Origin of the sequence: Pseudomonas onubensis, assembly GCF_965653655.1 — a bacterium.
GTDB lineage: Bacteria > Pseudomonadota > Gammaproteobacteria > Pseudomonadales > Pseudomonadaceae > Aquipseudomonas.
Genome location: NZ_CBFHAZ010000027.1, coordinates 1 through 21,160 on the forward strand (window position 1 = coordinate 1; position 21,160 = coordinate 21,160).

Annotated in this window: 19 protein-coding genes and 2 pseudogenes; 9 read left to right on the forward strand and 12 right to left on the reverse strand. The window is 61.2% G+C overall.

The annotated features are described in order from the left end of the window. The first annotated feature begins 95 nt into the window (after positions 1 to 95). The 9 genes and pseudogenes from ACTD9P_RS11755 to ACTD9P_RS11795 all read left to right on the forward strand — a co-directional run bounded on the left by ACTD9P_RS11755 (position 96) and on the right by ACTD9P_RS11795 (position 10,936). Positions 96 to 1,031 (forward strand): alpha/beta hydrolase, encoded by a 936-nt coding sequence (locus ACTD9P_RS11755; RefSeq protein WP_438867852.1) that lies wholly within the window; start codon positions 96 to 98, stop codon positions 1,029 to 1,031. 104 nt (positions 1,032 to 1,135) lie between these two features. Further along, the gene (gene pip, locus ACTD9P_RS11760) at positions 1,136 to 2,107 is read left to right on the forward strand and encodes a prolyl aminopeptidase (RefSeq protein ID WP_138817228.1); all 972 of its coding nucleotides are present in this window, start codon (positions 1,136 to 1,138) and stop codon (positions 2,105 to 2,107) included. Further along, on the forward strand, positions 2,104 to 2,541 hold the full coding sequence (dtd, locus tag ACTD9P_RS11765; protein ID WP_438867853.1) for a D-aminoacyl-tRNA deacylase: 438 nt from the start codon (positions 2,104 to 2,106) through the stop codon (positions 2,539 to 2,541). The genes pip and dtd overlap by 4 nt, the downstream gene beginning before the upstream one ends. Positions 2,542 to 2,865: 324 nt before the next feature. Further along, entirely contained in the window at positions 2,866 to 4,554 is a 1,689-nt protein-coding gene (locus tag ACTD9P_RS11770) for a glucan biosynthesis protein G (protein ID WP_438867884.1), read from the forward strand. Beyond that, positions 4,547 to 7,191, forward strand: a pseudogene (gene mdoH, locus ACTD9P_RS11775) (glucans biosynthesis glucosyltransferase MdoH). Before ACTD9P_RS11770 ends, mdoH begins: the two are co-directional and overlap by 8 nt. Positions 7,192 to 7,303: 112 nt before the next feature. Then, positions 7,304 to 8,104, forward strand: a complete 801-nt coding sequence (locus ACTD9P_RS11780) for a transporter substrate-binding domain-containing protein (RefSeq protein WP_438867854.1) — start codon at positions 7,304 to 7,306, stop codon at positions 8,102 to 8,104. A gap of 220 nt (positions 8,105 to 8,324) precedes the next feature. Beyond that, entirely contained in the window at positions 8,325 to 9,122 is a 798-nt protein-coding gene (locus tag ACTD9P_RS11785) for a transporter substrate-binding domain-containing protein (RefSeq protein ID WP_056860639.1), read from the forward strand. A 127-nt stretch (positions 9,123 to 9,249) separates the two neighbouring features. Next, positions 9,250 to 10,209 (forward strand): amino acid ABC transporter permease, encoded by a 960-nt coding sequence (locus ACTD9P_RS11790; RefSeq protein ID WP_219266444.1) that lies wholly within the window; start codon positions 9,250 to 9,252, stop codon positions 10,207 to 10,209. Then, the gene (locus ACTD9P_RS11795; RefSeq protein ID WP_438867855.1) at positions 10,202 to 10,936 is read left to right on the forward strand and encodes an amino acid ABC transporter ATP-binding protein; all 735 of its coding nucleotides are present in this window, start codon (positions 10,202 to 10,204) and stop codon (positions 10,934 to 10,936) included. Before ACTD9P_RS11790 ends, ACTD9P_RS11795 begins: the two co-directional genes overlap by 8 nt. Before the next feature lie 161 nt (positions 10,937 to 11,097). On the opposite strand, the gene ACTD9P_RS11800 is transcribed toward ACTD9P_RS11795, so the two are convergent. The 12 genes and pseudogenes from ACTD9P_RS11800 to ubiE form a co-directional block, all read right to left on the reverse strand. After that, complete coding sequence (locus ACTD9P_RS11800) at positions 11,098 to 13,005, reverse strand: methyl-accepting chemotaxis protein (protein WP_438867856.1); 1,908 nt, start codon at positions 13,003 to 13,005, stop codon at positions 11,098 to 11,100. Positions 13,006 to 13,140: 135 nt separating this feature from the next. Next, positions 13,141 to 14,013 (reverse strand): methyl-accepting chemotaxis protein, encoded by an 873-nt coding sequence (locus tag ACTD9P_RS11805; protein ID WP_438867885.1) that lies wholly within the window; start codon positions 14,011 to 14,013, stop codon positions 13,141 to 13,143. Next, positions 13,999 to 15,057, reverse strand: a pseudogene (locus ACTD9P_RS11810) (methyl-accepting chemotaxis protein); the annotation flags it as partial. The pseudogene ACTD9P_RS11810 and the gene ACTD9P_RS11805, both read right to left, overlap by 15 nt. 123 nt (positions 15,058 to 15,180) lie before the next feature. Further along, positions 15,181 to 15,888 (reverse strand): 16S rRNA (uracil(1498)-N(3))-methyltransferase, encoded by a 708-nt coding sequence (locus ACTD9P_RS11815; RefSeq protein ID WP_438867857.1) that lies wholly within the window; start codon positions 15,886 to 15,888, stop codon positions 15,181 to 15,183. Continuing rightward, positions 15,885 to 16,676 (reverse strand): twin-arginine translocase subunit TatC, encoded by a 792-nt coding sequence (tatC, locus tag ACTD9P_RS11820; protein WP_438867858.1) that lies wholly within the window; start codon positions 16,674 to 16,676, stop codon positions 15,885 to 15,887. Before tatC ends, ACTD9P_RS11815 begins: the two co-directional genes overlap by 4 nt. After that, positions 16,673 to 17,074, reverse strand: a complete 402-nt coding sequence (tatB, locus tag ACTD9P_RS11825) for a Sec-independent protein translocase protein TatB (protein ID WP_438867859.1) — start codon at positions 17,072 to 17,074, stop codon at positions 16,673 to 16,675. The genes tatC and tatB overlap by 4 nt, the downstream gene beginning before the upstream one ends. Positions 17,075 to 17,084: 10 nt before the next feature. Further along, positions 17,085 to 17,363: a twin-arginine translocase TatA/TatE family subunit gene (locus ACTD9P_RS11830; protein WP_056860633.1), complete on the reverse strand. Its 279-nt coding sequence runs from the start codon at positions 17,361 to 17,363 to the stop codon at positions 17,085 to 17,087. Between the two features lie 25 nt (positions 17,364 to 17,388). Beyond that, positions 17,389 to 17,721, reverse strand: coding sequence for a phosphoribosyl-ATP diphosphatase (locus ACTD9P_RS11835; protein ID WP_017138590.1), 333 nt, complete (start codon positions 17,719 to 17,721; stop codon positions 17,389 to 17,391). Positions 17,722 to 17,723: 2 nt separating this feature from the next. Continuing rightward, positions 17,724 to 18,116, reverse strand: coding sequence for a phosphoribosyl-AMP cyclohydrolase (gene hisI, locus ACTD9P_RS11840; protein WP_058423690.1), 393 nt, complete (start codon positions 18,114 to 18,116; stop codon positions 17,724 to 17,726). A gap of 41 nt (positions 18,117 to 18,157) precedes the next feature. Next, positions 18,158 to 19,762 (reverse strand): ubiquinone biosynthesis regulatory protein kinase UbiB, encoded by a 1,605-nt coding sequence (ubiB, locus tag ACTD9P_RS11845; RefSeq protein WP_138817217.1) that lies wholly within the window; start codon positions 19,760 to 19,762, stop codon positions 18,158 to 18,160. Further along, positions 19,759 to 20,382, reverse strand: a complete 624-nt coding sequence (locus ACTD9P_RS11850) for a ubiquinone biosynthesis accessory factor UbiJ (RefSeq protein ID WP_219266449.1) — start codon at positions 20,380 to 20,382, stop codon at positions 19,759 to 19,761. Before ACTD9P_RS11850 ends, ubiB begins: the two co-directional genes overlap by 4 nt. Beyond that, positions 20,382 to 21,152: a bifunctional demethylmenaquinone methyltransferase/2-methoxy-6-polyprenyl-1,4-benzoquinol methylase UbiE gene (ubiE, locus tag ACTD9P_RS11855; RefSeq protein ID WP_003171186.1), complete on the reverse strand. Its 771-nt coding sequence runs from the start codon at positions 21,150 to 21,152 to the stop codon at positions 20,382 to 20,384. Before ubiE ends, ACTD9P_RS11850 begins: the two co-directional genes overlap by 1 nt. Positions 21,153 to 21,160 lie beyond the last annotated feature (8 nt).

A 21,160-nucleotide genomic window follows, 5' to 3' on the forward strand; every position in this document is an offset into this window, starting at 1 on the left:
CGGTGTATCAGTCAACTGATGAGTTGGTTGACCCACCGCATTCGCGAGCAAGCCCGCTCCCACAGGTTGATCTCCATTGTTAGAGAAATTTATGTATGTCCGAATACCCTATTTCTTCGCCGATGCGCGACTTCATCGCCAAAACCGAATCCTTCACCAGTGACGACTCGTCGCTGGCAGGCTTGCGCCACAACTACGACCGTATGTGCCAGGCCTTCACGCCACCCAAGCCAGAAGGGTTGCAGCTGTCGGACTTTTCCTTGGGTGGCGTCGGCGTGCGCAGTTACCTGCCCACGGCTCCAGCGCCGACTGAAGGCTGGCCCTGCCTTCTTTATATGCACGGCGGCGGTTGGGTGGTCGGCGGGTTGGGCTCCCACGACTTCATCTGCTTCGAACTGGCCAACGCGCTGCAAGTGCTGGTAATCGCCATCGACTATCGCCTGGCGCCTGAGTACCCGTTCCCGGCGGCCTACGACGACTGTCGCGCCGTGTGGCAGGCAATCCAGGCCGGGCAGGGGCCGCACGCCGTCAACCGGCAACGTCTGGTTGTGATGGGCGACAGCGCGGGCGGCAATCTGGCGGCGGCGCTGTGCCTGGGCCTGCGCGACGATGGCCAGCCGCTGCCCGTGGCCCAGGTGCTGATTTACCCCGGTTTGGGCGGTCCGGCCGATTTGCCCTCGCGCCGTGACTGCATGGACGCGCCGCTGCTCAGCACGGCCGACACCGACTGCTACCTGGCGCTGTACCTGCAAGGTACGGGCGCGCCATCGGCCTATGCCATGCCTTTGCTGGCGGAGTATTTCGGCGGTTTACCCAAGGCGTTGATCGCCGTGGCCCAGTTCGACCCGTTGCGCGATGACGGCATGCTCTATGCCGAGCGGCTGCGGGCGGCGGGCGTGCAGGCTGTGCTGTATCCCGGCAAAGGCCTGGTCCACGGTTGCTTGCGCGCGCGCGGCCAAGCCCCGGAGGTGGATCAGCTTTATAACTATCTGCTGCATTACCTCAGGAGCGAAGGGCTGACACAGGTCTAAGTATTCAAGGACATGCTCATTGCACAATTCGGGTTTATGATGCCAGACGGCAAGAATAATAGACGTCCCCTCAGGGATGAACCCGACACCCTACGGAGCGCGCAATGCAGACTTGGTACCCGCAGATCAAACCCTACGCCCGGCACGATCTGGCAGTCGATGACACCCACACGCTGTACGTCGATGAAAGTGGCTCCCCCGAAGGCTTGCCTGTCGTCTTCATCCACGGCGGCCCCGGCTCCGGTTGCGACGCCCAGAGCCGCTGCTATTTCGACCCGAACCTGTACCGCATCGTTACCTTCGACCAGCGTGGCTGCGGGCGTTCTACGCCGCGCGCGAGTCTTGAAAACAACACCACCTGGGATCTGGTCGCCGACCTTGAGCGCATCCGCGAACACCTGGGCATCGACAAATGGGTGCTGTTTGGTGGCTCCTGGGGCTCGACCCTGTCGTTGTCCTACGCGCAAACCCACCCCGAGCGTGTGCTTGGCCTGATCCTGCGCGGTATTTTCCTGGCCCGCCCGCAGGACATTCACTGGTTCTACCAGGAAGGCGCCAGCCGCATGTTCCCGGATTACTGGCAGGACTACCTCGCCCCGATCCCGGCAGACGAGCGCCACGACCTGGTTGCCGCCTACCACAAGCGTCTCACCGGCAACGACCAGATCGCCCAGATGCACGCGGCCAAAGCCTGGTCCGGCTGGGAAGGGCGCATGCTCGGCCTGTGCCCGAGCCCGCAGCACGTTGAGCGTTTCTCCGAGCCGCAGCGCGCCCTGTCGATCGCGCGTATCGAGTGCCATTACTTCACTAACAACTCCTTCCTGGAGCCCAACCAACTGATCCGCGATATGCACAAGATCGCCCATCTGCCTGGCGTAATCATCCATGGCCGCTACGATATGATCTGCCCGCTGGATAACGCCTGGGAGCTGCATCAGGCCTGGCCCAACAGTGAGTTACAAGTGATTCGCGAGGCCGGCCACGCCGCGTCCGAGCCGGGCATCACCGATGCGTTGGTCCGCGCGACCGGCGAAATGGCACGGCGCCTGCTTGATCTGCCGCCAGAAGAAGCATGAAGGGCCTGTTGCAGCGGGTGCGTGGCGCCCGGGTCGAGGTCGCGGGTGAAATCGTAGGCTCGATAGACCAGGGTTTGCTGGTGCTGGTCGCCGTCGAACCTTCAGATACACCCGAGAGTGCCGATAAACTGCTGCACAAGCTGCTTAATTATCGGGTGTTCAGCGACGATGAGGGCAAGATGAACCTGTCGTTGAAGGATATCGGCGGCGGTTTGCTGCTGGTGTCGCAGTTCACCCTGGCGGCGGATACCAAAAGCGGGTTGCGGCCGAGCTTCTCCACAGCGGCCCCACCGGCCCTGGGAGCGGTGCTTTTTGAGCACTTGTTGTTACAAGCGCAACAATTGCATGGCAAGGTGGCGTCAGGGCGTTTTGGCGCGGATATGCAGGTGCACCTGGTCAATGATGGCCCTGTGACATTCCTCTTACAGACATGAATGTATTAAAAACGACTTTAATGCCTAAAAACGCAGGGTTTCACTACAAATACTTCGTTGTCCCTGATGCGTTGTATCGCGGGCTACTAGATAATCGCGCGCTATGGGGATCAGCGTAAATTGGTCCATTTTTGACTTAGGTAGAGACTTGTCCGACAAACCATTGGGGAATCATTTTGCCCCAGGGGAGTCGGAACAATGCTCGCCAACCTGGCATATAGATAGCTGGCCGTTGGTTTTTTGATCTGTTTTCGGCGAGGGTTGCTCGTGATTGTTAGTCCCTGTAATGCACCAAAATTGTCTGCCAAACGGTTACGAAACGCACTGGTAACGGGCTCTGCCCTGTTTTGCCTGTTCGGCGCGGGTCAACTGTGGGCATTCAGTCTGGATGATGTGTCGGCCAAGGCAAAAGAGCTGGCCGGGCAGAAATACGAAGCTCCGCGCAGCAATCTGCCGAACGAATTTCGCGAAATGAAATTCGCGGACTACCAGAAGATTCGTTTCCGCAACGAAAAAGCCGAGTGGGCCGATCAGAACACACCGTTCAAGCTGTCCTTCTATCACCAGGGCATGCACTTCGACACGCCGGTGAAAATCAACGAAGTGACCGCCGACAGCGTCCAGGAAATCAAGTACGACCCAAGTCGTTTCGATTTCGGCGACGTGAAATTTGATCCTAAAGCCACCGAACAACTGGGTTATGCCGGTTTCCGTGTGCTGTACCCGATCAACAAGGCCGACAAGCAAGACGAAATCATGACCATGCTCGGCGCCAGCTACTTCCGCGTCGTCGGCAAGGGCCAGTCCTATGGCCTCTCGGCCCGTGGCATGGCAATCGATACCGCATTGCCGTCCGGTGAAGAATTCCCGCGTTTCACCGAGTTCTGGATTGAGCGTCCAAAACCGGGCGAGAAACAGTTGGTGATCTTCGCCCTGCTGGATTCGCCACGCGCCACCGGCGCCTATCGCCTGACCCTGCGCCCTGGCAGCGACACCATTGTCGACGTCAAATCCCAGATGTTCCTGCGTGACAAGGTCAGCAAACTGGGGATCGCCCCGCTGACCAGCATGTACCTGTTCGGCGCGAACCAGCCGTCCAAGGTGCTCAACTACCGCCGTGAACTGCACGATTCCAGCGGCCTGTCGATCCATGCCGGCAATGGCGAGTGGATCTGGCGCCCACTGAACAACCCTAAACACTTGTCGGTCAGCAACTTCGCTGTCGAAAACCCGCGTGGTTTCGGCCTGCTGCAGCGTGGCCGCGACTTCAGCCACTACGAAGACCTGGACGACAACTACGACAAGCGCCCAAGCGCCTGGATCGAGCCTGAAGGTGACTGGGGCAAGGGTTCTGTCGACCTGGTAGAGATTCCGACCGCCGACGAAACCAACGACAACATCGTTGCGTTCTGGAGCCCGGCCGAGCTGCCGAAAGTCGGCGAGCCGCTGGATGTCAGCTATCGCCTGCACTGGACCATGGACGAGAAAGAGCTGCACCCGGCCGACAGCGCCTGGGTCAAGCAGACCTTGCGTTCCACCGGTGATGTGAAGCAGTCGAACCTGATCCGCCAGCCTGACGGCAGCGTGGCCTACCTGGTCGACTTCGAAGGCCCGTCCCTGAAGAACCTGCCAGCGGATGCGCCAGTGCGCAGCCAGGTGAGCGTGGGCGACAACGCCGAAATCGTTGAAAACAGCGTGCGCTATAACGAGCACACCAAAGGCTGGCGCCTGACCCTGCGCATGAAGATCAAGGACGCAGGCAAGCCTACCGAAATGCGTGCTGCACTGGTCGAAGACATCGTGAAAGCTGAGCCTGAGAAGGTCTCGACCCAGGTGCTCAAGGCCGACAAGCTGCTGGCCAAGCAACACGAAAAACAGGCCAGGAAAGACGCCAAGGAAGCGAAAGACAAGGACGCCAAGCAGCCAGAGGCTGCCCCTGCCAATCCGGAGCCGGAAAAGACCGAACACGTCCTGACCGAAACCTGGAGCTATCAGTTGCCTGCCGATGAGTAATTCTCAAGCCACGCCAGAGACTCTGTCCGAGTACCTGGCGCACCTCCCGATGACCGCAGAGCAGCGCGCCGAACTGGCGGGCTGCAGCTCCTTCAGCGAGCTGCACGAACGCCTGTCGTCAAAGACGTTCGACGCACCCACTGAGGCTGCCCAAGCTTCGGTCGGCCGTCGGTTGACGCTCAATACCGCCGAGGAACTGCAAGACGCCGAGATGCTGGCGCTTGACGCCAACGGTCGGGTTTGCCTGAAGGCCACGCCGCCGATCCGTCGGACCAAAGTGGTGCCGGAGCCGTGGCGCACCAATATCCTGGTGCGCGGTTGGCGCCGGATGACCGGTCGCACCAACCCTCCGGCGCCGCCGAAGGACGAGCGTGTACTGCCGGCCGCGCGCTGGCGTACCGTGGGTTCGATCCGCCGTTACATCCTGTTGGTGCTGATGCTCGGCCAGACCATTGTTGCCGGCTGGTACATGAAAGGCATCATGCCGTACCAGGGCTGGTCGCTGGTCGACTTCGACGAAATCCGCAACCAGACCCTGCTGCAAACCGCTACCCAGGTGCTGCCTTACGCCCTGCAAACCAGCATCCTGATCATGTTCGGGATTCTGTTCTGCTGGGTCTCGGCTGGCTTCTGGACTGCGCTGATGGGCTTCCTGGAGCTGCTGACCGGCCACGATAAATACCGGATCTCCGGTAAAAGTGCCGGTGACGAGCCGATTCCAAAGGACGCCCGCACCGCGCTGGTGATGCCGATCTGCAACGAAGACGTGCCCCGGGTATTTGCCGGCCTGCGCGCTACCTTCGAATCGGTGGCCGCCACTGGCGACCTGGACCGTTTCGATTTCTTTGTGCTCAGCGACAGTAACGAAGCCGATATCTGCATCGCCGAACAGCAAGCCTGGCTCGATGTGTGCCGCGAAGCCGGTGGTTTCGGCAAGATCTTCTATCGCCGCCGTCGCCGTCGCGTAAAGCGCAAGAGTGGCAACCTCGACGACTTCTGCCGTCGTTGGGGCGGTGAATACAAGTACATGGTGGTACTCGACGCCGACAGCGTGATGAGCGGCGAATGCCTGACCAGCCTGGTGCGCCTGATGGAAGCCACGCCGGATGCCGGGATTATCCAGACCGCGCCGCGTGCGTCGGGCATGGACACCCTGTATGCGCGCATGCAGCAGTTCGCCACCCGTGTTTATGGCCCGCTGTTTACCGCCGGCCTGCACTTCTGGCAGCTGGGTGAATCCCACTACTGGGGCCACAACGCCATCATCCGTATGAAGCCGTTTATCGAGCACTGCGCCCTGGCGCCGTTGCCGGGTAAAGGCGCGTTTGCCGGTGCGATCCTCTCCCACGACTTCGTTGAAGCCGCGCTGATGCGCCGTGCCGGCTGGGGTGTGTGGATTGCCTACGACCTGCCGGGCAGCTACGAAGAACTGCCGCCGAACCTGCTCGATGAACTCAAGCGTGACCGTCGCTGGTGCCACGGTAACCTGATGAACTTCCGCCTGTTTCTGGTCAAAGGCATGCACCCGGTGCACCGTGCGGTGTTCCTGACCGGCGTGATGTCCTATTTGTCGGCGCCGTTGTGGTTCTTCTTCCTGGTGCTGTCGACGGCGTTGCTGGCGGTGAACACCTTGATGGAGCCGCAGTACTTCATGGCGCCGCGCCAGTTGTACCCGTTGTGGCCACAATGGCACCCGGACAAGGCGGTGGCGCTGTTCTCCACCACCATCGTGCTGTTGTTCCTGCCTAAATTGCTCAGCATCATCCTGATCTGGGCCAAGGGCGCGAAAGAGTTCGGTGGCAAGTTCAAGGTGACCCTGTCGATGCTGCTGGAGATGCTGTTCTCCATGCTGCTGGCGCCGGTGCGGATGATCTTCCACACCCGTTTCGTGCTCGCCGCGTTCCTGGGCTGGGCCGCGACCTGGAACTCGCCGCAGCGTGACGACGACTCCACGCCATGGAGCGAGGCGGTCAAACGCCACGGCCCGCAAACCCTGCTGGGCTTCCTGTGGGCGCTGCTGGTGGTGTGGTTGAACCCAAGCTTCCTGTGGTGGCTGATCCCTATCGTCGGCTCGCTGATGCTGTCGATTCCGGTGTCGGTGATCTCGAGCCGGGTCAAGCTGGGCCTCAAGTCTCGCGACGAGAGCCTGTTCCTGATCCCTGAGGAATACAACCCGCCGCAAGCCTTGCTGTCGACCGAGCAGTACACCCACGAAAACCGTTGGCACGCCCTCAATGACGGGTTTGTGCGCTCGGTGGTCGACCCGCAGCAAAACGCCCTGGCCTGCGCCTTGGCGACCTCGCGTCACCGTGAGGCGGAGCCGATCGAACACTTGCGTCAGGAACGTGTGCGCCACGCGATGAAAGTCGGCCCGGCCGGCCTCAACAATGGCGAGCGCCTGGCGTTACTCAGCGACCCGGTAGCCCTGGCTCGTCTGCATCAGCAGGTATGGAGCGAAGGCCACGCCGAGTGGCTCGGTGCCTGGCGTGCTTCGGTCAAGGCTGATCCGCACGCGCCATTGCTGCCGCTGCAACCGCTGTCTTCCCGGGCCCAACCGGCCTGATTCCGACGCCCCCGAGGGCTCACCTCGGGGGCGTTAGATGCGCTGTTCCTACAGCGTTCAGAACATCCTCCTAATTCCACTAACCCCTTGTTATTTCGAAACAAAAGTCCTTTGTTCGAGGCGTATTGCCGTGCCTGTCGCTGGGGTAGCATCGCCCTCCAAATTGACTAGGTCGCAGGGGAATTCATGATCAAAAGGTATTGTTTGGCAGTGCTGACCGGCATCGTCGTACTGGTTTACGCCGGCTGGCTGAGCGCCGGTGCCCTGGATGATGCGGTTCGGCGGGGCGTGCTTAAAGTCGGCACCACGCCCACCTATGTGCCTTTTGAAATGAAGGACAAGCAAGGCCGCATCGTCGGCTTCGAAATCGACTTGTTGCAGGCGATGAGCCGCGCCCTGGGCGTCGAGCTTGAACTGGTCGCCGTGCCTTACACCGAGTTGTTGCCGGGGCTGATGGCGAAGAAATTCGACCTGATCGGCAGCGGCATGACGGTGACGCAGGAACGCAACCTCAAGCTGAACTTCAGCGACTCCTTTATCGTGGTCGGCCAGACCGTACTGCTGAACCCCAGCCTTGCCGGCAAGATTGCCAGCATCGAAGACCTGGACGAGGCGGGTTACCGCATCGCCGCGACTGAAGGCACCACCGGCGAAGCGGCGGCGCAACGGTTTCTGGGCGCCGCGCGCCTGAGCAGTTTCGCAACGCCCGAAGAAGGCGTGCGCCAAGTGGTGGAGGGCAAGGCCGACGCTTTTGTCCATGACGCGCCCTACAACCTGATCGCGATGGCCAGGCCGGAAAACCATCAGCTCTTTGCCCTTGAGCAGCCATTTACCTTTGAACCCCTGGCGTTCGGCCTGAAAAAAGGTGACTACGACAGCCTCAATTGGATCAACCACTTCCTCAATCAAATTGCCCAGGATGGCACCTACGATCGGTTGCACGACAAGTGGTTCAAGGACACCGACTGGATGGCGGAGATCGACTGAGCGTCATAAATGCTTACACATCAATCAATTGCCGAGCTTTTACGCTGATGTGTCTAGTTCCTGCACTGTGCTGCACCGTTGTGGGGCTTTTCCGACATACGCCGATAACATTTGCCCGTGAAACCTTTGTGACGGGCAACGAGTGGGTTAGGATCGCACCCCGAATGGGTGCAGCCCTTTTGCGCGCCGGCCTTATAAGAATCTTTCAGGGGACTTGATGATGAAAAAGTATCTTTCGATGCTGATGCTTGGCGTCACCGCGCTGGTCGCGGCCACTGCGGCGCATGCTGGCGCCATCGACGATGCGGTCAAGCGCGGCACGCTGAAAGTCGGCATGGACCCGACCTACATGCCGTTCGAAATGACCGACAAGCGCGGTGAAATCATCGGCTTTGAAGTCGACATCCTCAAGGCCATGGCCAAGTCCATGGGCGTCAAGCTGGAGTTGGTGTCCACCGGTTATGACGGCATCATCCCGGCCTTCCTGACCGGCAAGTTCGACATGATCGGCAGCGGCATGACCCTGACCCAAGAGCGCAACCTGCGCCTGAACTTCAGCGAACCCTTCATCGTGGTCGGCCAGACCCTGCTGATTCGCAAAGACCTGGAAGGCACGATCAAGTCCTACAAAGACCTCAACGACGAGAAGTACCGCCTGACCTCCAAGCTCGGCACCACCGGCGAGATGGTTGCCAGGAAGCTGATCTCCAAAGCCAAGTACCACGGCTATGACAACGAGCAGGAAGGCGTGCTGGACGTGGTCAACGGCAAGGCCGATGCCTTTGTGTATGACGCGCCGTACAACGTGGTCGCCGAGAAGAAAGTCGGCAACGGCAAGCTGGTGTTCCTGGAAGAACCCTTCACCTTCGAGCCCCTCGCGTTTGGCCTGAAAAAAGGCGATTACGACAGCCTCAACTACATCAACAACTTCCTGCACCAGATCCGCAACGACGGCACCTACGATCGCATCCATGACAAGTGGTTCAAGAGCTCCGAGTGGCTCAAGGACATGGAATAAGTTCGGCGTAGTACCGAGTCGCGCCCTTCGCGAGCAAGCCCGCTCCCACATTGGAATGCATTCCAATGTGGGAGCGGGCTTGCTCGCGAAGGCGGCATGACAGGCGACACAAATCCTGGAAAGTGAAATGAAACAGAAAAAAGCCCAATGGCCCTGGCACCTGCTGACCGTGGTCGTGCTGGTTGGCCTGGCCGGCGCGTTGTACTACGCCACTTCGTTGATGTCCTACGAGTGGCGCTGGAACCGCGTGCCGCAGTACTTCGCCTATCAGGCCGAAACCTCCCAGCGCGCCGCCGACATCTCCACTGTCATTGAGCTGGTGCGTAACGGCGACGTCGCCGAAGTCACCTTGCGCAACGACGCAGGCACCGAGCAAAAGCTGACCGTGGCCGACAACAGCCTGCAAGTGTCGCGTGGCGACGACGTGGCTGAAGGCGATGTTATCGGCGTCACCCGGCATTGGGCGCTGGGCCCGCTGATGTGGGGCTTGTGGACCACCTTGTGGTTGTCGGTGGTCTCCGGAATTCTGGGCTTGGCGATTGGTCTGGCAACCGGCTTGTGCCGCCTGTCGAGCAACCCTACCTTGCGCGATCTGTCGACGATCTACGTCGAACTGGTGCGTGGTACGCCGCTATTGGTGCAGATTTTCATTTTCTACTTCTTCATCGGCACCGTGCTCAACCTGTCCCGCGAATTTGCCGGGATTGCGGCGTTGTCGCTGTTCACCGGCGCTTACGTGGCGGAAATCGTCCGTGCCGGCGTGCAGTCCATCACCCGTGGCCAAAACGAGGCCGCTCGCTCCCTGGGGCTGAGCGCCAGCCAGTCGATGCGTCACGTGGTGTTGCCGCAAGCGTTCAAGCGCGTGCTGCCGCCGCTGGCCGGGCAATTTATCAGCCTGGTGAAAGACACTTCGCTGGTTTCGGTGATCGCGATTACCGAGCTGCTCAAAAGTGGCCGTGAAGTGATCACCACTTCGTTCTCGCCCTTTGAAATTCTGTTCTGTGTGGCAGGCCTGTACCTGCTGATCAACCTGCCGCTGTCGAAAATGGCCAGCCGGCTTGAGCGGAGGCTCGCGCAAAGTGATTGAAGTCCGCGATCTGGTAAAAGTCTTCGACACCCGTGGCCAGGTAGTGCGCGCGGTAGACCACGTGACCACCCAAGTCGCCAAGGGCGAAGTGCTGGTGGTGATCGGCCCGTCGGGTTCGGGCAAGTCCACGTTCCTGCGCTGCCTTAACGGCCTGGAAGCATTCGACTCGGGCTCGGTGAGCATCGACGGCTTGCAACTGGCCGACCCCAAAACCGACGTGAATGCCTATCGCCGTGAAGTCGGCATGGTGTTCCAGCACTTCAATTTGTTCCCGCACATGACTGTGCTGGAAAACCTGTGCCTGGCGCAAAAAGTCGTGCGCAAGCGTGGCAAGCGAGAGCGTGAGGCCAAGGCTTTGGCGCTGCTGGAAAAGGTCGGTATTGCGCAGAAGGCCAACGAGTTTCCATCGCGCTTGTCCGGTGGCCAGCAACAACGGGTAGCCATTGCCCGCGCGTTGGCCATGGAGCCCAAGGTGATGCTGTTTGATGAGCCCACCTCGGCGCTGGACCCGGAAATGGTCGGCGAAGTGCTGGACGTGATGAAGACCCTGGCCCTGGAAGGCATGACCATGGTCTGCGTCACCCACGAGATGGGCTTTGCCCGTGAAGTGGCAGACCGCGTGCTGTTCTTCGACCACGGCAAATTGCTCGAAGATGCGGCCCCGGCCGAGTTCTTCGATGCGCCCAAAGACCCGCGCGCCCAGACCTTCCTGCGCCAAGTCCTGTAATGGAAGTATGAGCTTCCTGTGGCGAGCGAGCTTGCTCGCGCTGGGGCGCGAAGCGGCCCCAAAAAATCACCGCGATTTATCCAGCAGAACGCGTTGGCAGGGTTCAGGGCTGCTTCGCAGCCCAGCGCGAGCAAGCTCGCTCGCCACAAGGGCCGTGAGTATCAAAGCCTGAATTTACCCACCAACGTCTGCAAATCCAGGCTCAACCGGGTCAACTGAACACTCGCCGCGGCCGTTTCTTCACTGGCCGCGGCGGTTTGTTCGGTTACATCCCGCACTTTCAGCACACTGCGATTGATCTCCTCTGCCACCGCGCTTTGCTGCTCGGCGGCGGCGGCAATTTGCGGGTTCATTTCCTGGATGATCGACACCGTGCGGGCAATCGCTACAAGTGCCTCGCCTGCGTCGCGGGTCAAGCCGACGCTGTTGTCGGTCAAGCTGCGGCTGTTATCCATGATGTCTGCGACCTGCTGAGTGCCGTTATTCAAGCCTAGGATCAGCCCCTCGATTTCTTCGGCCGACTCCTGGGTGCGCTGGGCCAGGCTTCGCACTTCGTCGGCCACCACCGCGAAACCCTGGCCGGCGCTGCCTGCGCGTGCCGCTTCGATGGCGGCGTTCAGGGCCAGCAGGTTGGTTTGCTGGGACACTGACTTGATAACGTCGAGCACGCTGCCGATCTTCTGGCTTTCGTGTTGCAGCGCAATCATCGCTTGGCTCGAACGTGCCATCTCGTGGGCCAGATGGCCGATTTGCTGCACCGCCTGGGTCACCACTTTTTCGCCGGCGCTCGCCTCCTGGTCCGCTTCATTGGCCGCGACGGACGCCTGCTCGGCGTGCCGGGCGACTTCCTGGGCGGTGGCGAGCATTTCATTCATTGCTGTGGCGACCTGATCGGTTTCATCCTTCTGGTCGTTGACCCCGGCGCGGGTCTGCTCGGTGACGGCCGATAGCTGCGTTGCGGCACTGGCGATCTGCCGTGCACTGTCGCCGATACCGCTGATCAGGTTGCGCAGGTTGCGGGTCATTTGCCCGATGCTTTGCTGTAACTGGCCCAGCTCATCACGGCGGTCCTCTTGAATGTCCCGACTCAGGTCGCCGTCAGCGATACGGTGGGCGGCCGTAAGGATGGCGCGCAGTGGCACGACTATTTGCCGGGCGATCCACCACGCGGCCAGTACACCGAGCAGCAAGGCCGCCACGGTGACGCTGATCAGCCGTGTGCGGGTCTGCTCGGCTTCGCCGTCACGCTTGGCGTTCTGGCCTTCGCTCAGTTGATGGCTTTGTTCGCGCAGCTCATTGAGTTGCTGCTCAAAGCGGTTTTGCATGGTTTCGGTGTTGAGCTGAGCCTCCTTGAGTGTGGTCAACTGTTGGCGATAGCTGGCCAGGTCAGCCTTGAGCAGCGCCGCGTCCACGGGCAGTGCGGTCACCGCCGCTTGTGCCACATTCAGGGCTTCGAGCGCCTGGGTGAGTGCGTCGGTGTAGGCTTGTAGCGACTCGGCCGCCCAGGCAGGGCTCTGGGCGCGATCCTCTGCCTGTTCCATGGCCTGGCGCAGGTTCTCGATGGCATCCAGGGCCCTTTCGTCTTCCTGGTTGGGCAAGTCGCTGGCGAACTGAGCAAGCGTGTCGCTGGCCTGCAGCGCGGTTTTCTTGAGGGCCGGGCGGACGTTCTCACGTTGCTCGATCAACGCAGGCAAGGTCGCCAAAGCTGTCTTGAAGTTTGCCACCAGGCGTGTGGCGTCCTGTAACCGCTGCAGGTCGGCCGGGTCCTTCAGGCGGTTTGAAAGGTCGGCCAGGTGTCGGTCGATCTTTTCAATCTGCGTGGTCATTTTGGCCAGGCTGGCGGCGTCCGTCAGGGTGCGGTACACGATCCTGTCGGCGCGCATGGCCTCGGCGTCCAGGGCCAGTTGCCCCAGAGTCGTCAGGCTGGTTGACCGATAAAGCACGTCGTTCAAGGCCTGCCAGCCGGTCGCGGCGATCAGGATGCTTAATATCAGCACTTGGCCAAAACCCAGTGCGAGCTTGAGGCGGATGCTGGCATTGACCAGCAGGCGGGTCAGCCGAGGGAACATGGTGAACCTCCAAATCAGATAGCGTTTCGCAACAGCTGAAACGCTAAATCGATTCGAGGTTGGGGCGGGCTGATAACCGTGTAGGAAATTTCACAAGTTACGGCGGCCTTGGTCCGGCCGCCGCGTAGGTGCGGGTCAGATGCGGAAGCGCCCGACCAGAGACTGCAAATAGATCCCCAAACGTGCCAGTTCGGCACTCGAGGCGGCAGTTTCCTCGCTGGCCGAGGAGGTCTGTTCAGACACGTCGCGCACATTCAGCACGCTGCGGTTGATTTCCTCGGCCACCGCGCTCTGTTGCTCGGCAGCGGTGGCAATCTGCGAGTTCATCGCCTGGATAGTCGAGACCGTGCGCGTGATATTGCTCAGCGCGTTGCCGGCGCGACGGGTCAACTCGACGCTGCTGTCGGTGAGGCCACGGCTGTTGTCCATGATGGTCGCCACCTGCTGAGTGCCGTTTTGCAGGCCGACGATCAACTCTTCGATCTCTTCGGTGGACTTCTGCGTGCGCTGGGCCAGGCTGCGCACCTCATCGGCCACCACCGCAAAGCCGCGACCGGCCTCACCGGCCCGCGCTGCCTCAATCGCCGCGTTCAGCGCCAGCAGGTTGGTTTGTTGGGCCACCGACTTGATCACATCAAGCACGCTGCCGATCTTGTCGCTTTCACGCTTGAGGTCGCCCATGGCCACCGTGGAATTACCCACCTCAGTGGCCAGGCGCTCAATCTGCGCGATGGCTTCACCGACTACCTTGTCGCCTTCACGGGCTTGTTGGTCTGCCGCCACGGCGGCTTCGGAAGCTTCTTCGGCGTTGCGCGCCACTTCCTGCACAGTGGCGGCCATTTCGTTCATGGCGGTGGCCACTTGATCGGTCTCGACCTTCTGGCTGTTGACCCCGGCGCTGGTCTGTTCGGTCACGGCCGACAGCTGCTCGGCGGCGCTGGCGATCTGAGTGACGCCGTCACTGATCCCTCCGATCAGCTCGCGCAGGCCGACGGTCATGCTTTGCATGGCGCGTTGCAACTGGCCCAACTCGTCCTGGCGGGCGGAATTGAGGTTATGGCTCAGATCGCCCGAGGCCACGCGCTCGGCGACTTTGAGGGTTTGGTTGAGCGGGATCACGATCTGGCGGGTGATGGCCCAGGCGGCGACCATGCCGAAGATCAGCGCCAGTACCGTGGCCAGCAGCAACAGTTGTTTAGCGTGGGCGGCATCGGCATCGCGCACGGCGGTCTGGGAGGTGGTGAGTTTTTCGCTGTGCCCCAGCAGGATATCGCCCTGGGCAGTCATGACTTTCAGCGCGGCCGCGCTGGCCACTTGGGAGTCGCGGTACTGGCTGACGGCGGCGCGGTAGGCTTGCAAGGACACGCCAGCCTCTTGCAGGTTGGCCTGGTATTGCTCAGGCAGCTTGCCTTGCAGGTCGGTGATTTTCTTCAGGGCATTGTCGATGGCATCCAGCGCCGGTTGCTCGGCCTCGGTCTTGCCGCTGTAGGTGTAGCCGCGTACCTGGAAGCGCGATTGCTGGATCAACTTGCTCAGGTCGACCACGCTGTTGAACTGCGTGACGCTGTCGCCTTGCAGCAGGGCCGCTTCGATTTCGTTGATCTTGGCCACGGCGTTGTCGGCGGTGTCGCCGAGCTTGCTGCGTGCGCCCTCGCGCTTGAGGCCGGCCAGCACCATGGCGCCGAAGGCCTTTTTGTATTGGCCCAAGGCTTCCAACTGTTGCTCGACCAAGGCTTTGTCGTCGGGTTGCTCGATCAGCGTTTCGGCGGTTTTGAGGCCATCGTCCAGTTGCTTCAGCAGGCTGTTGACCGCGTCGGTGCCTTGTTCGCCCCGGCGCATTTCAAAGTCCAGGCGCGCCAGGCGCAGGTCTTTGGTCAGGCCGTTGAGGCTGGAGATAAAGCCCAGCTTGTCGCCGCGACTGATCACGTCGCCCAAGCCGGTCCAGCCGGTGAAGGTGGTCAACAGCGTCAGGATCAACACCAAGCCAAAGCCAATGCTCAGCTTGCGATTGACGCTCACATTCCCCAGTTTTTCGGCTAACCAACGATACATGCTGCGATCTCCTTTGGAACAAGGCTTGGACTTATTCAGAGGCTATCGGCTGCGCAGGAAGTTTCTGTAGGAGTTGATCGTTCCCACGCGGAGCGTGGGAACCATCGGGGTCTGTAGGTCGTGTCAGAACAACCGGGCGAGCAGGGCGGTCACGGCGGTTTCTACGCGCAGGATGCGTGCACCCAACTGCACCGGTTGCAAGCCGGCCTTGGCCAGCAGCTCCACCTCGTAGGGAATCCAGCCGCCTTCGGGGCCGATGGCGAGGGTCACCGGCTCATCCAGGCCACGCGGGCAGGCCGGGTAATCGCCGGGATGGCCGATCAGGCCCAGAGTCCCTTCGGTCATGGCCGGCAGGCGGTCTTCGACGAACGGCTTGAAGCGCTTTTCGATGACGATCTCGGGCAGCACCGTGTCCCGCGCCTGCTCCAGGCCGAGGATCAGTTGCTCGCGCACCGCCTCCGGCTCCAGAAACGGGGTTTGCCAGAAGCTCTTTTCGACCCGGTAACTGTTGACCAGTACCACCTTTGGCACGCCCATCGCCGCCACGGTTTGCAGCACCCGGCGCAGCATCTTCGGGCGTGGCAGGGCCAGCAGCAGGGTCAGCGGCAGTTTGGTCGGTGGTGGCTGGTCGAAGCTCACGTGCAGCTCGGCTTCACCGGCTTCCAGGCGCAGCAGTTGCGCATTGCCCATCAGCCCGCCAATCCGGCCGACCCGCAGGTTGTCGCCCACCACAGCGCGGTGGACTTCCTGCATATGCACCAGGCGCCGATCACGCAGGACCACCCGGTCGGCCGCGATAAAGTCGGCCTCCTCAAGCAACAGCAGGTTCACGGTTGCGTCGCTGGCGGCTGGTCGTCGTCGGCGGGTTGGTCATCCGGGTGATCGCCGCGCCTGGTGATCAAGCTGCTGAACAGGATGCCGATCTCAAACAGCATCCACATCGGCACCGCCAGCAAGGTCTGCGAGAAGATGTCCGGCGGCGTGAGAATCATGCCGACCACGAAGCAGCCGATGATCACGTACGGGCGCACTTTCTTCAGGTATTTGACATCGACCACGCCGATCCACACCAGCAGTACCACGGCCACCGGGATTTCGAAGGCCACGCCAAAGGCGAAGAACAGCGTCATCACGAAGTCGAGGTAGCTGGTGATGTCGGTCATCATTTCCACGCCGGCCGGGGTGGCGGCGGCGAAGAATTTGAAGATCAGCGGGAACACCAGGAAATACGCGAAGGCCATGCCGGTGTAGAACAGCAGGATGCTCGACACCAGTAACGGCACCGCAATGCGCTTCTCATGCTTGTACAGGCCCGGTGCAATAAAGCCCCAGATCTGGTGCAGGATCACCGGGATCGCCAGGAACAGCGAGACCATCATGGTCAGCTTCAATGGCGTCAGGAACGGCGACGACACGTCGGTGGCGATCATCGTCGCGCCGGCCGGCAGGTACTGGCGCAAGGGCGTGGAGACGAAGGTGTAGATCTGCTGGGTGAAGGCGAACAGCCCGGCAAAGATGATGAAGATGGCCGCTACGCAACGCAGCAGGCGAGTCCGCAGCTCGGTGAGGTGCGAGACCAGCGGCATATGCTGGTCGTTTTCCGGTTTATCAGCGCTCATGGGGCTCGCGGCGGCAATGAAGGGTCATGGGGAGCGGGCGACGCCACAGGCGTCGGCGCTGGCTCAGTCGGGACGGGCGCGGGTGGCGGCGCTTCGGCGGCCGGAGCAATGCTGTTTTCGATCACAGGTTCCACCGGTTTGGCGGGTTCCTGAACCGGCGATAGAATTTTGCGCGCCTCTTGCTCCAACGACAGGATATGTTCGTTGTGCAACTGGCGGCGGATCTCGTCGGCGCCGATTTCCCGTTCAACTTCCTGTTTGATGGCGTTGAAACTGCGTTTCAGGCGCCCGATCCACAGGCCGGCCGTGCGTGCGGCACCGGGCAGGCGTTCCGGCCCGAGTACCAGCAAGGCCACGAGGCCGACGAGCAGCAGTTCAGAGAAGCTGATACCAAACATTAGTCAGTGCTCACGAGTCTTTGCGGGTCGGCTCTTGGACTTTCTCAGCCTGCACGTCGAAGGTGCGACGCTCGGTGATCGGCTGGGTGGCCTGCGGGTGAACTGGCTGGGCCGGAGGCACTGGGTTGGCCATTGGGTCGGCCGGCTTTTCATCGTCGTTCATGGCTTTACGAAAGCCCTTGATCGACTCGCCCACGTCAGTGCCCAGGTTCTTGAGTTTCTTGGTGCCGAACACCAGTACCACCACCACCAGAATGACGATCCAGTGTTTCCAGTCAAAAATGCCCATGCTGCAATTCCTCTGTAAAAGTTATTCAGGCGGACGGGCGCGAGGCCTTTTCGGCGTGCCCGGACAAGCCGAAGCGACGGTCCAGTTCATCCAACACGGCCTGTGGGTGCTGCCCGAGTTGGGCGAGCATGACCAGGCTATGGAACCACAAGTCTGCGGTCTCGTAGATTACATCACTGTAATCACCGCTGATTTGCGCATCCTTGGCGGCAATAATCGTCTCGATCGACTCTTCGCCAAGTTTTTCCAGAATCTTGTTCAAGCCCTTGTGGTACAGGCTGGCGACATAGGAGCTGTCGGCGTCCGCGCCTTTGCGGTCTTCCAGCACCTGGGCCACTCGGTTCAGGGTATCGCTCATGTTCAGTGTCCTGCGGAGTAAATGGCGTGCGGGTCTTTGAGCACCGGCTCCACAACCTTCCACTCGCCGTTCTCGAACACGCGATAGAAGCAGCTGTGACGGCCGGTATGGCAGGCTATATCGCCGATCTGCTCGACCATCAGGATCACCACGTCGGCGTCACAGTCGATACGCATCTCGTGCAGGGTCTGCACGTGCCCGGACTCTTCGCCCTTGCGCCACAGTTTGCCACGCGAACGTGACCAGTAAATGGCGCGCTGCTCAGTGGCGGTGAGGCTCAAGGCCTCGCGGTTCATCCAGGCCATCATCAGCACGCGCCCGGTCTTGTAGTCCTGGGCAATGGCCGGCACCAGGCCGTCACTGTCCCACTTGATCTCGTCCAGCCAGTCTTTCATGTTCGGCTCCGGCAATTTGCGACAGTGTATAACCGGATCGGCTATCGGCGCACGATCAGATAAACACCCACGGCGACCATGATGCCAGCCGGCCAGTGGCCCAGCTGGTTCAACGGCCCGCCAATCGCCAGCATCACACCACCGACCAGGTGCGCGGCGCCCAGCAGGCGCAGGAACCAGTCGTCCTTGCGCTTCTGCCACGGCGGCGCCGGGTCTTTGGCGTGGGGCTGGGACATGCGCTCCAGCAGGTCGCGGGTCATGTTGGCCAGGTGCGGCAGTTGTTCGAACTGGCTGTGCAGGTTGCCCAGCAGGGTTTTCGGGCTGACGCGCTCGCGCATCCAGCGTTCCAGGAACGGCTGCGCGGTGTTCCACAGGTCCAGGTCCGGGTACAGCTGGCGGCCCAGGCCTTCGATGTTTAGCAAGGTTTTTTGCAGCAGCACCAGCTGTGGCTGCACTTCCATGTTGAAGCGCCGCGCGGTCTGGAACAGGCGCATCAGCACCTGGCCGAAGGAAATATCTTTTAACGGTTTTTCAAAGATCGGCTCGCACACGGTGCGGATCGCCGCTTCGAATTCGTTGAGCTTGGTTTCGGCCGGCACCCAACCCGAATCGATGTGCAATTGCGCCACGCGGCGGTAGTCGCGCTTGAAGAAGGCGAACAGGTTACGCGCCAGGTAATCCTGGTCTTCCGGTGTCAGGCTGCCGACGATGCCGCAGTCGATCGCAATGTACTGCGGGCTCCACGGGTTGACGGTGCTGACGAAAATGTTGCCCGGGTGCATGTCGGCGTGGAAGAAGCTGTCGCGGAACACTTGGGTGAAGAAAATCTCCACGCCGCGCTCGGCAAGCATCTTCATGTCGGTACGCTGGTCGGCCAGGGTCGCGAGGTCGGTGACCTGCACGCCGTAGATGCGCTCCATCACCAGTACTTTGGGGCGGCACCAGTCCCAATACACTTGCGGCACGTACAGTAATGGCGAGCCTTCAAAGTTGCGCTTGAGCTGGCTGGCATTGGCCGCTTCGCGCAGCAGGTCGAGCTCGTCGTAGATGGTTTTTTCGTAGTCGGCGACCACATCCACCGGGTGCAGCAGGCGTGCGTCGGCGCTGAAACGTTCGGCGGCGCGGGCGAGGATAAACAGCCACGCCAGGTCCTGGCCGATGATCGGCTTGAGGCCGGGGCGAATCACCTTCACCACCACTTCTTCGCCGGTCTTCAATTGTGCAGCATGAACTTGCGCCACCGAGGCCGAGGCCAGTGGCTCGACGTCGAAACGGCTGAACACCTCACTGATTTTCTGGCCCAGCTGCTCTTCGATCAGCTTCATCGACTGCTGGGAATCAAACGGCGGCACGCGATCCTGCAACAGCATCAGTTCGTCGGCGATGTCTTCGGGCAGCAAGTCGCGACGCGTGGAGAGGATCTGCCCGAACTTGATAAAGATCGGCCCCAGGTCCTGCAACGCCAGGCGCAGGCGCGCGCCACGGCTCAGCTCCAGCGGTTTGCGCGGGAACCAGCGCCACGGCAGCACATAACGCACGGCCAGCAGGAACCACGGCAACGGCAGGGCGAACAGCAGGTCATCGAGGCGGTAGCGGATTACGACGCGCTGGATACGAAACAAACGGCGGACGGCGAGCAGCTTCATGCGTTATCGCTTGGATCAAGGGAACGGCTCAGGCGCTCGAAGCGTGCCTCAAGGCGTTCCAGGTCGATTTTGGCCTTGTCGAGTTCGCGAAAGCGCGCTTGCGCTTCCCGTTCTCCGACCAGGGTGCGCGATTCTTCGCTCAGGTATTCGGCAAGGTTCTGGTTGAGGCTGGCGAACCCTTGCTGGTACCAGCGCGAGCGGCTGCGCAGGTGCCCGCTGATCAACTGGGTGGCCACCGGGCCGATCCAGCGTGACAGCTCGTATTCCCAATCCAGTTCCAGGTCTTGCAGCACGGCGGCCAGGTCCATCAGCACGGCGCTGTCGCCTTCCAGCTCCACTTCGGGGCTGTGCAGGATGGCGGTCTTGTTGCGGCTCAGCGCCAGGTGCAAGAGGCTCGAGGCGGGCGCGCGCAGGGTGCAGTCGGCCTCGGCGGCCCAGGCGCCGGCGAGCAGCAGGCCTTCATCGCTGGGCAGGATAAACAGCTGCAAGGCAGGGCTGGTGCAGTCGACGGCAATGACTTTGCCGTTCAAGTGCGCGAGCCGCGCCAGGGCGGTGCTGTCCAGGCGCAGGACACGGTTGATGCCGTGTTCGACGCTGGCGAGGAGGCCGGCGAACAGCATCAGGGCTTGATGCCGCGGTGCAGGGCGACGATGCCCGAGGTCATGTTGTGGTAGGTCACGCGGTCGAAACCGGCCTCTACCATCATCGACTTCAGGGTTTCCTGGTCGGGGTGCATGCGGATCGATTCGGCCAGGTAGCGGTAGCTCTCGGCGTCATTGGTGATCAGCTTGCCCATCAACGGCATGAAGGCGAACGAGTAGGTGTCGTAGACCTTGGACATCAGCGCGTTGGTCGGCTTGGAGAACTCCAGCACCAACAGGCGACCGCCCGGCTTGAGTACGCGCAGCATCGAGCGGATCGCGTCCTCTTTATGGGTCACGTTGCGCAGGCCGAATGCGATGGTCACGCAGTCGAAATGGTTGTCCGGGAACGGCAGCTTTTCAGCGTCGGCCTGTACAAACTCGATATTTCCGGCCACGCCTTTATCCAGCAGGCGATCACGGCCGACCTTGAGCATTGAACCGTTGATGTCCGCCAGCACGACCTGGCCGGTCGGGCCAACCAGCTTGGAGAACTTGGCCGCCAGATCGCCCGTGCCGCCGGCGATATCGAGCACGCGGTTGCCGGTGCGTACACCCGACAACTCGATGGTGAAGCGCTTCCACAGGCGGTGCATGCCGCCCGAGAGCACGTCGTTCATCAGGTCGTACTTGGCCGCAACGGAATGGAACACCTCAGCGACTTTTTCCGCTTTCTGGCTTTCCGGAACGTTCTTGAAGCCGAAGTGAGTGGTGGGTTCGGCATCGCTGCCTTTGCGCTGATCAGTCATATCGCTGT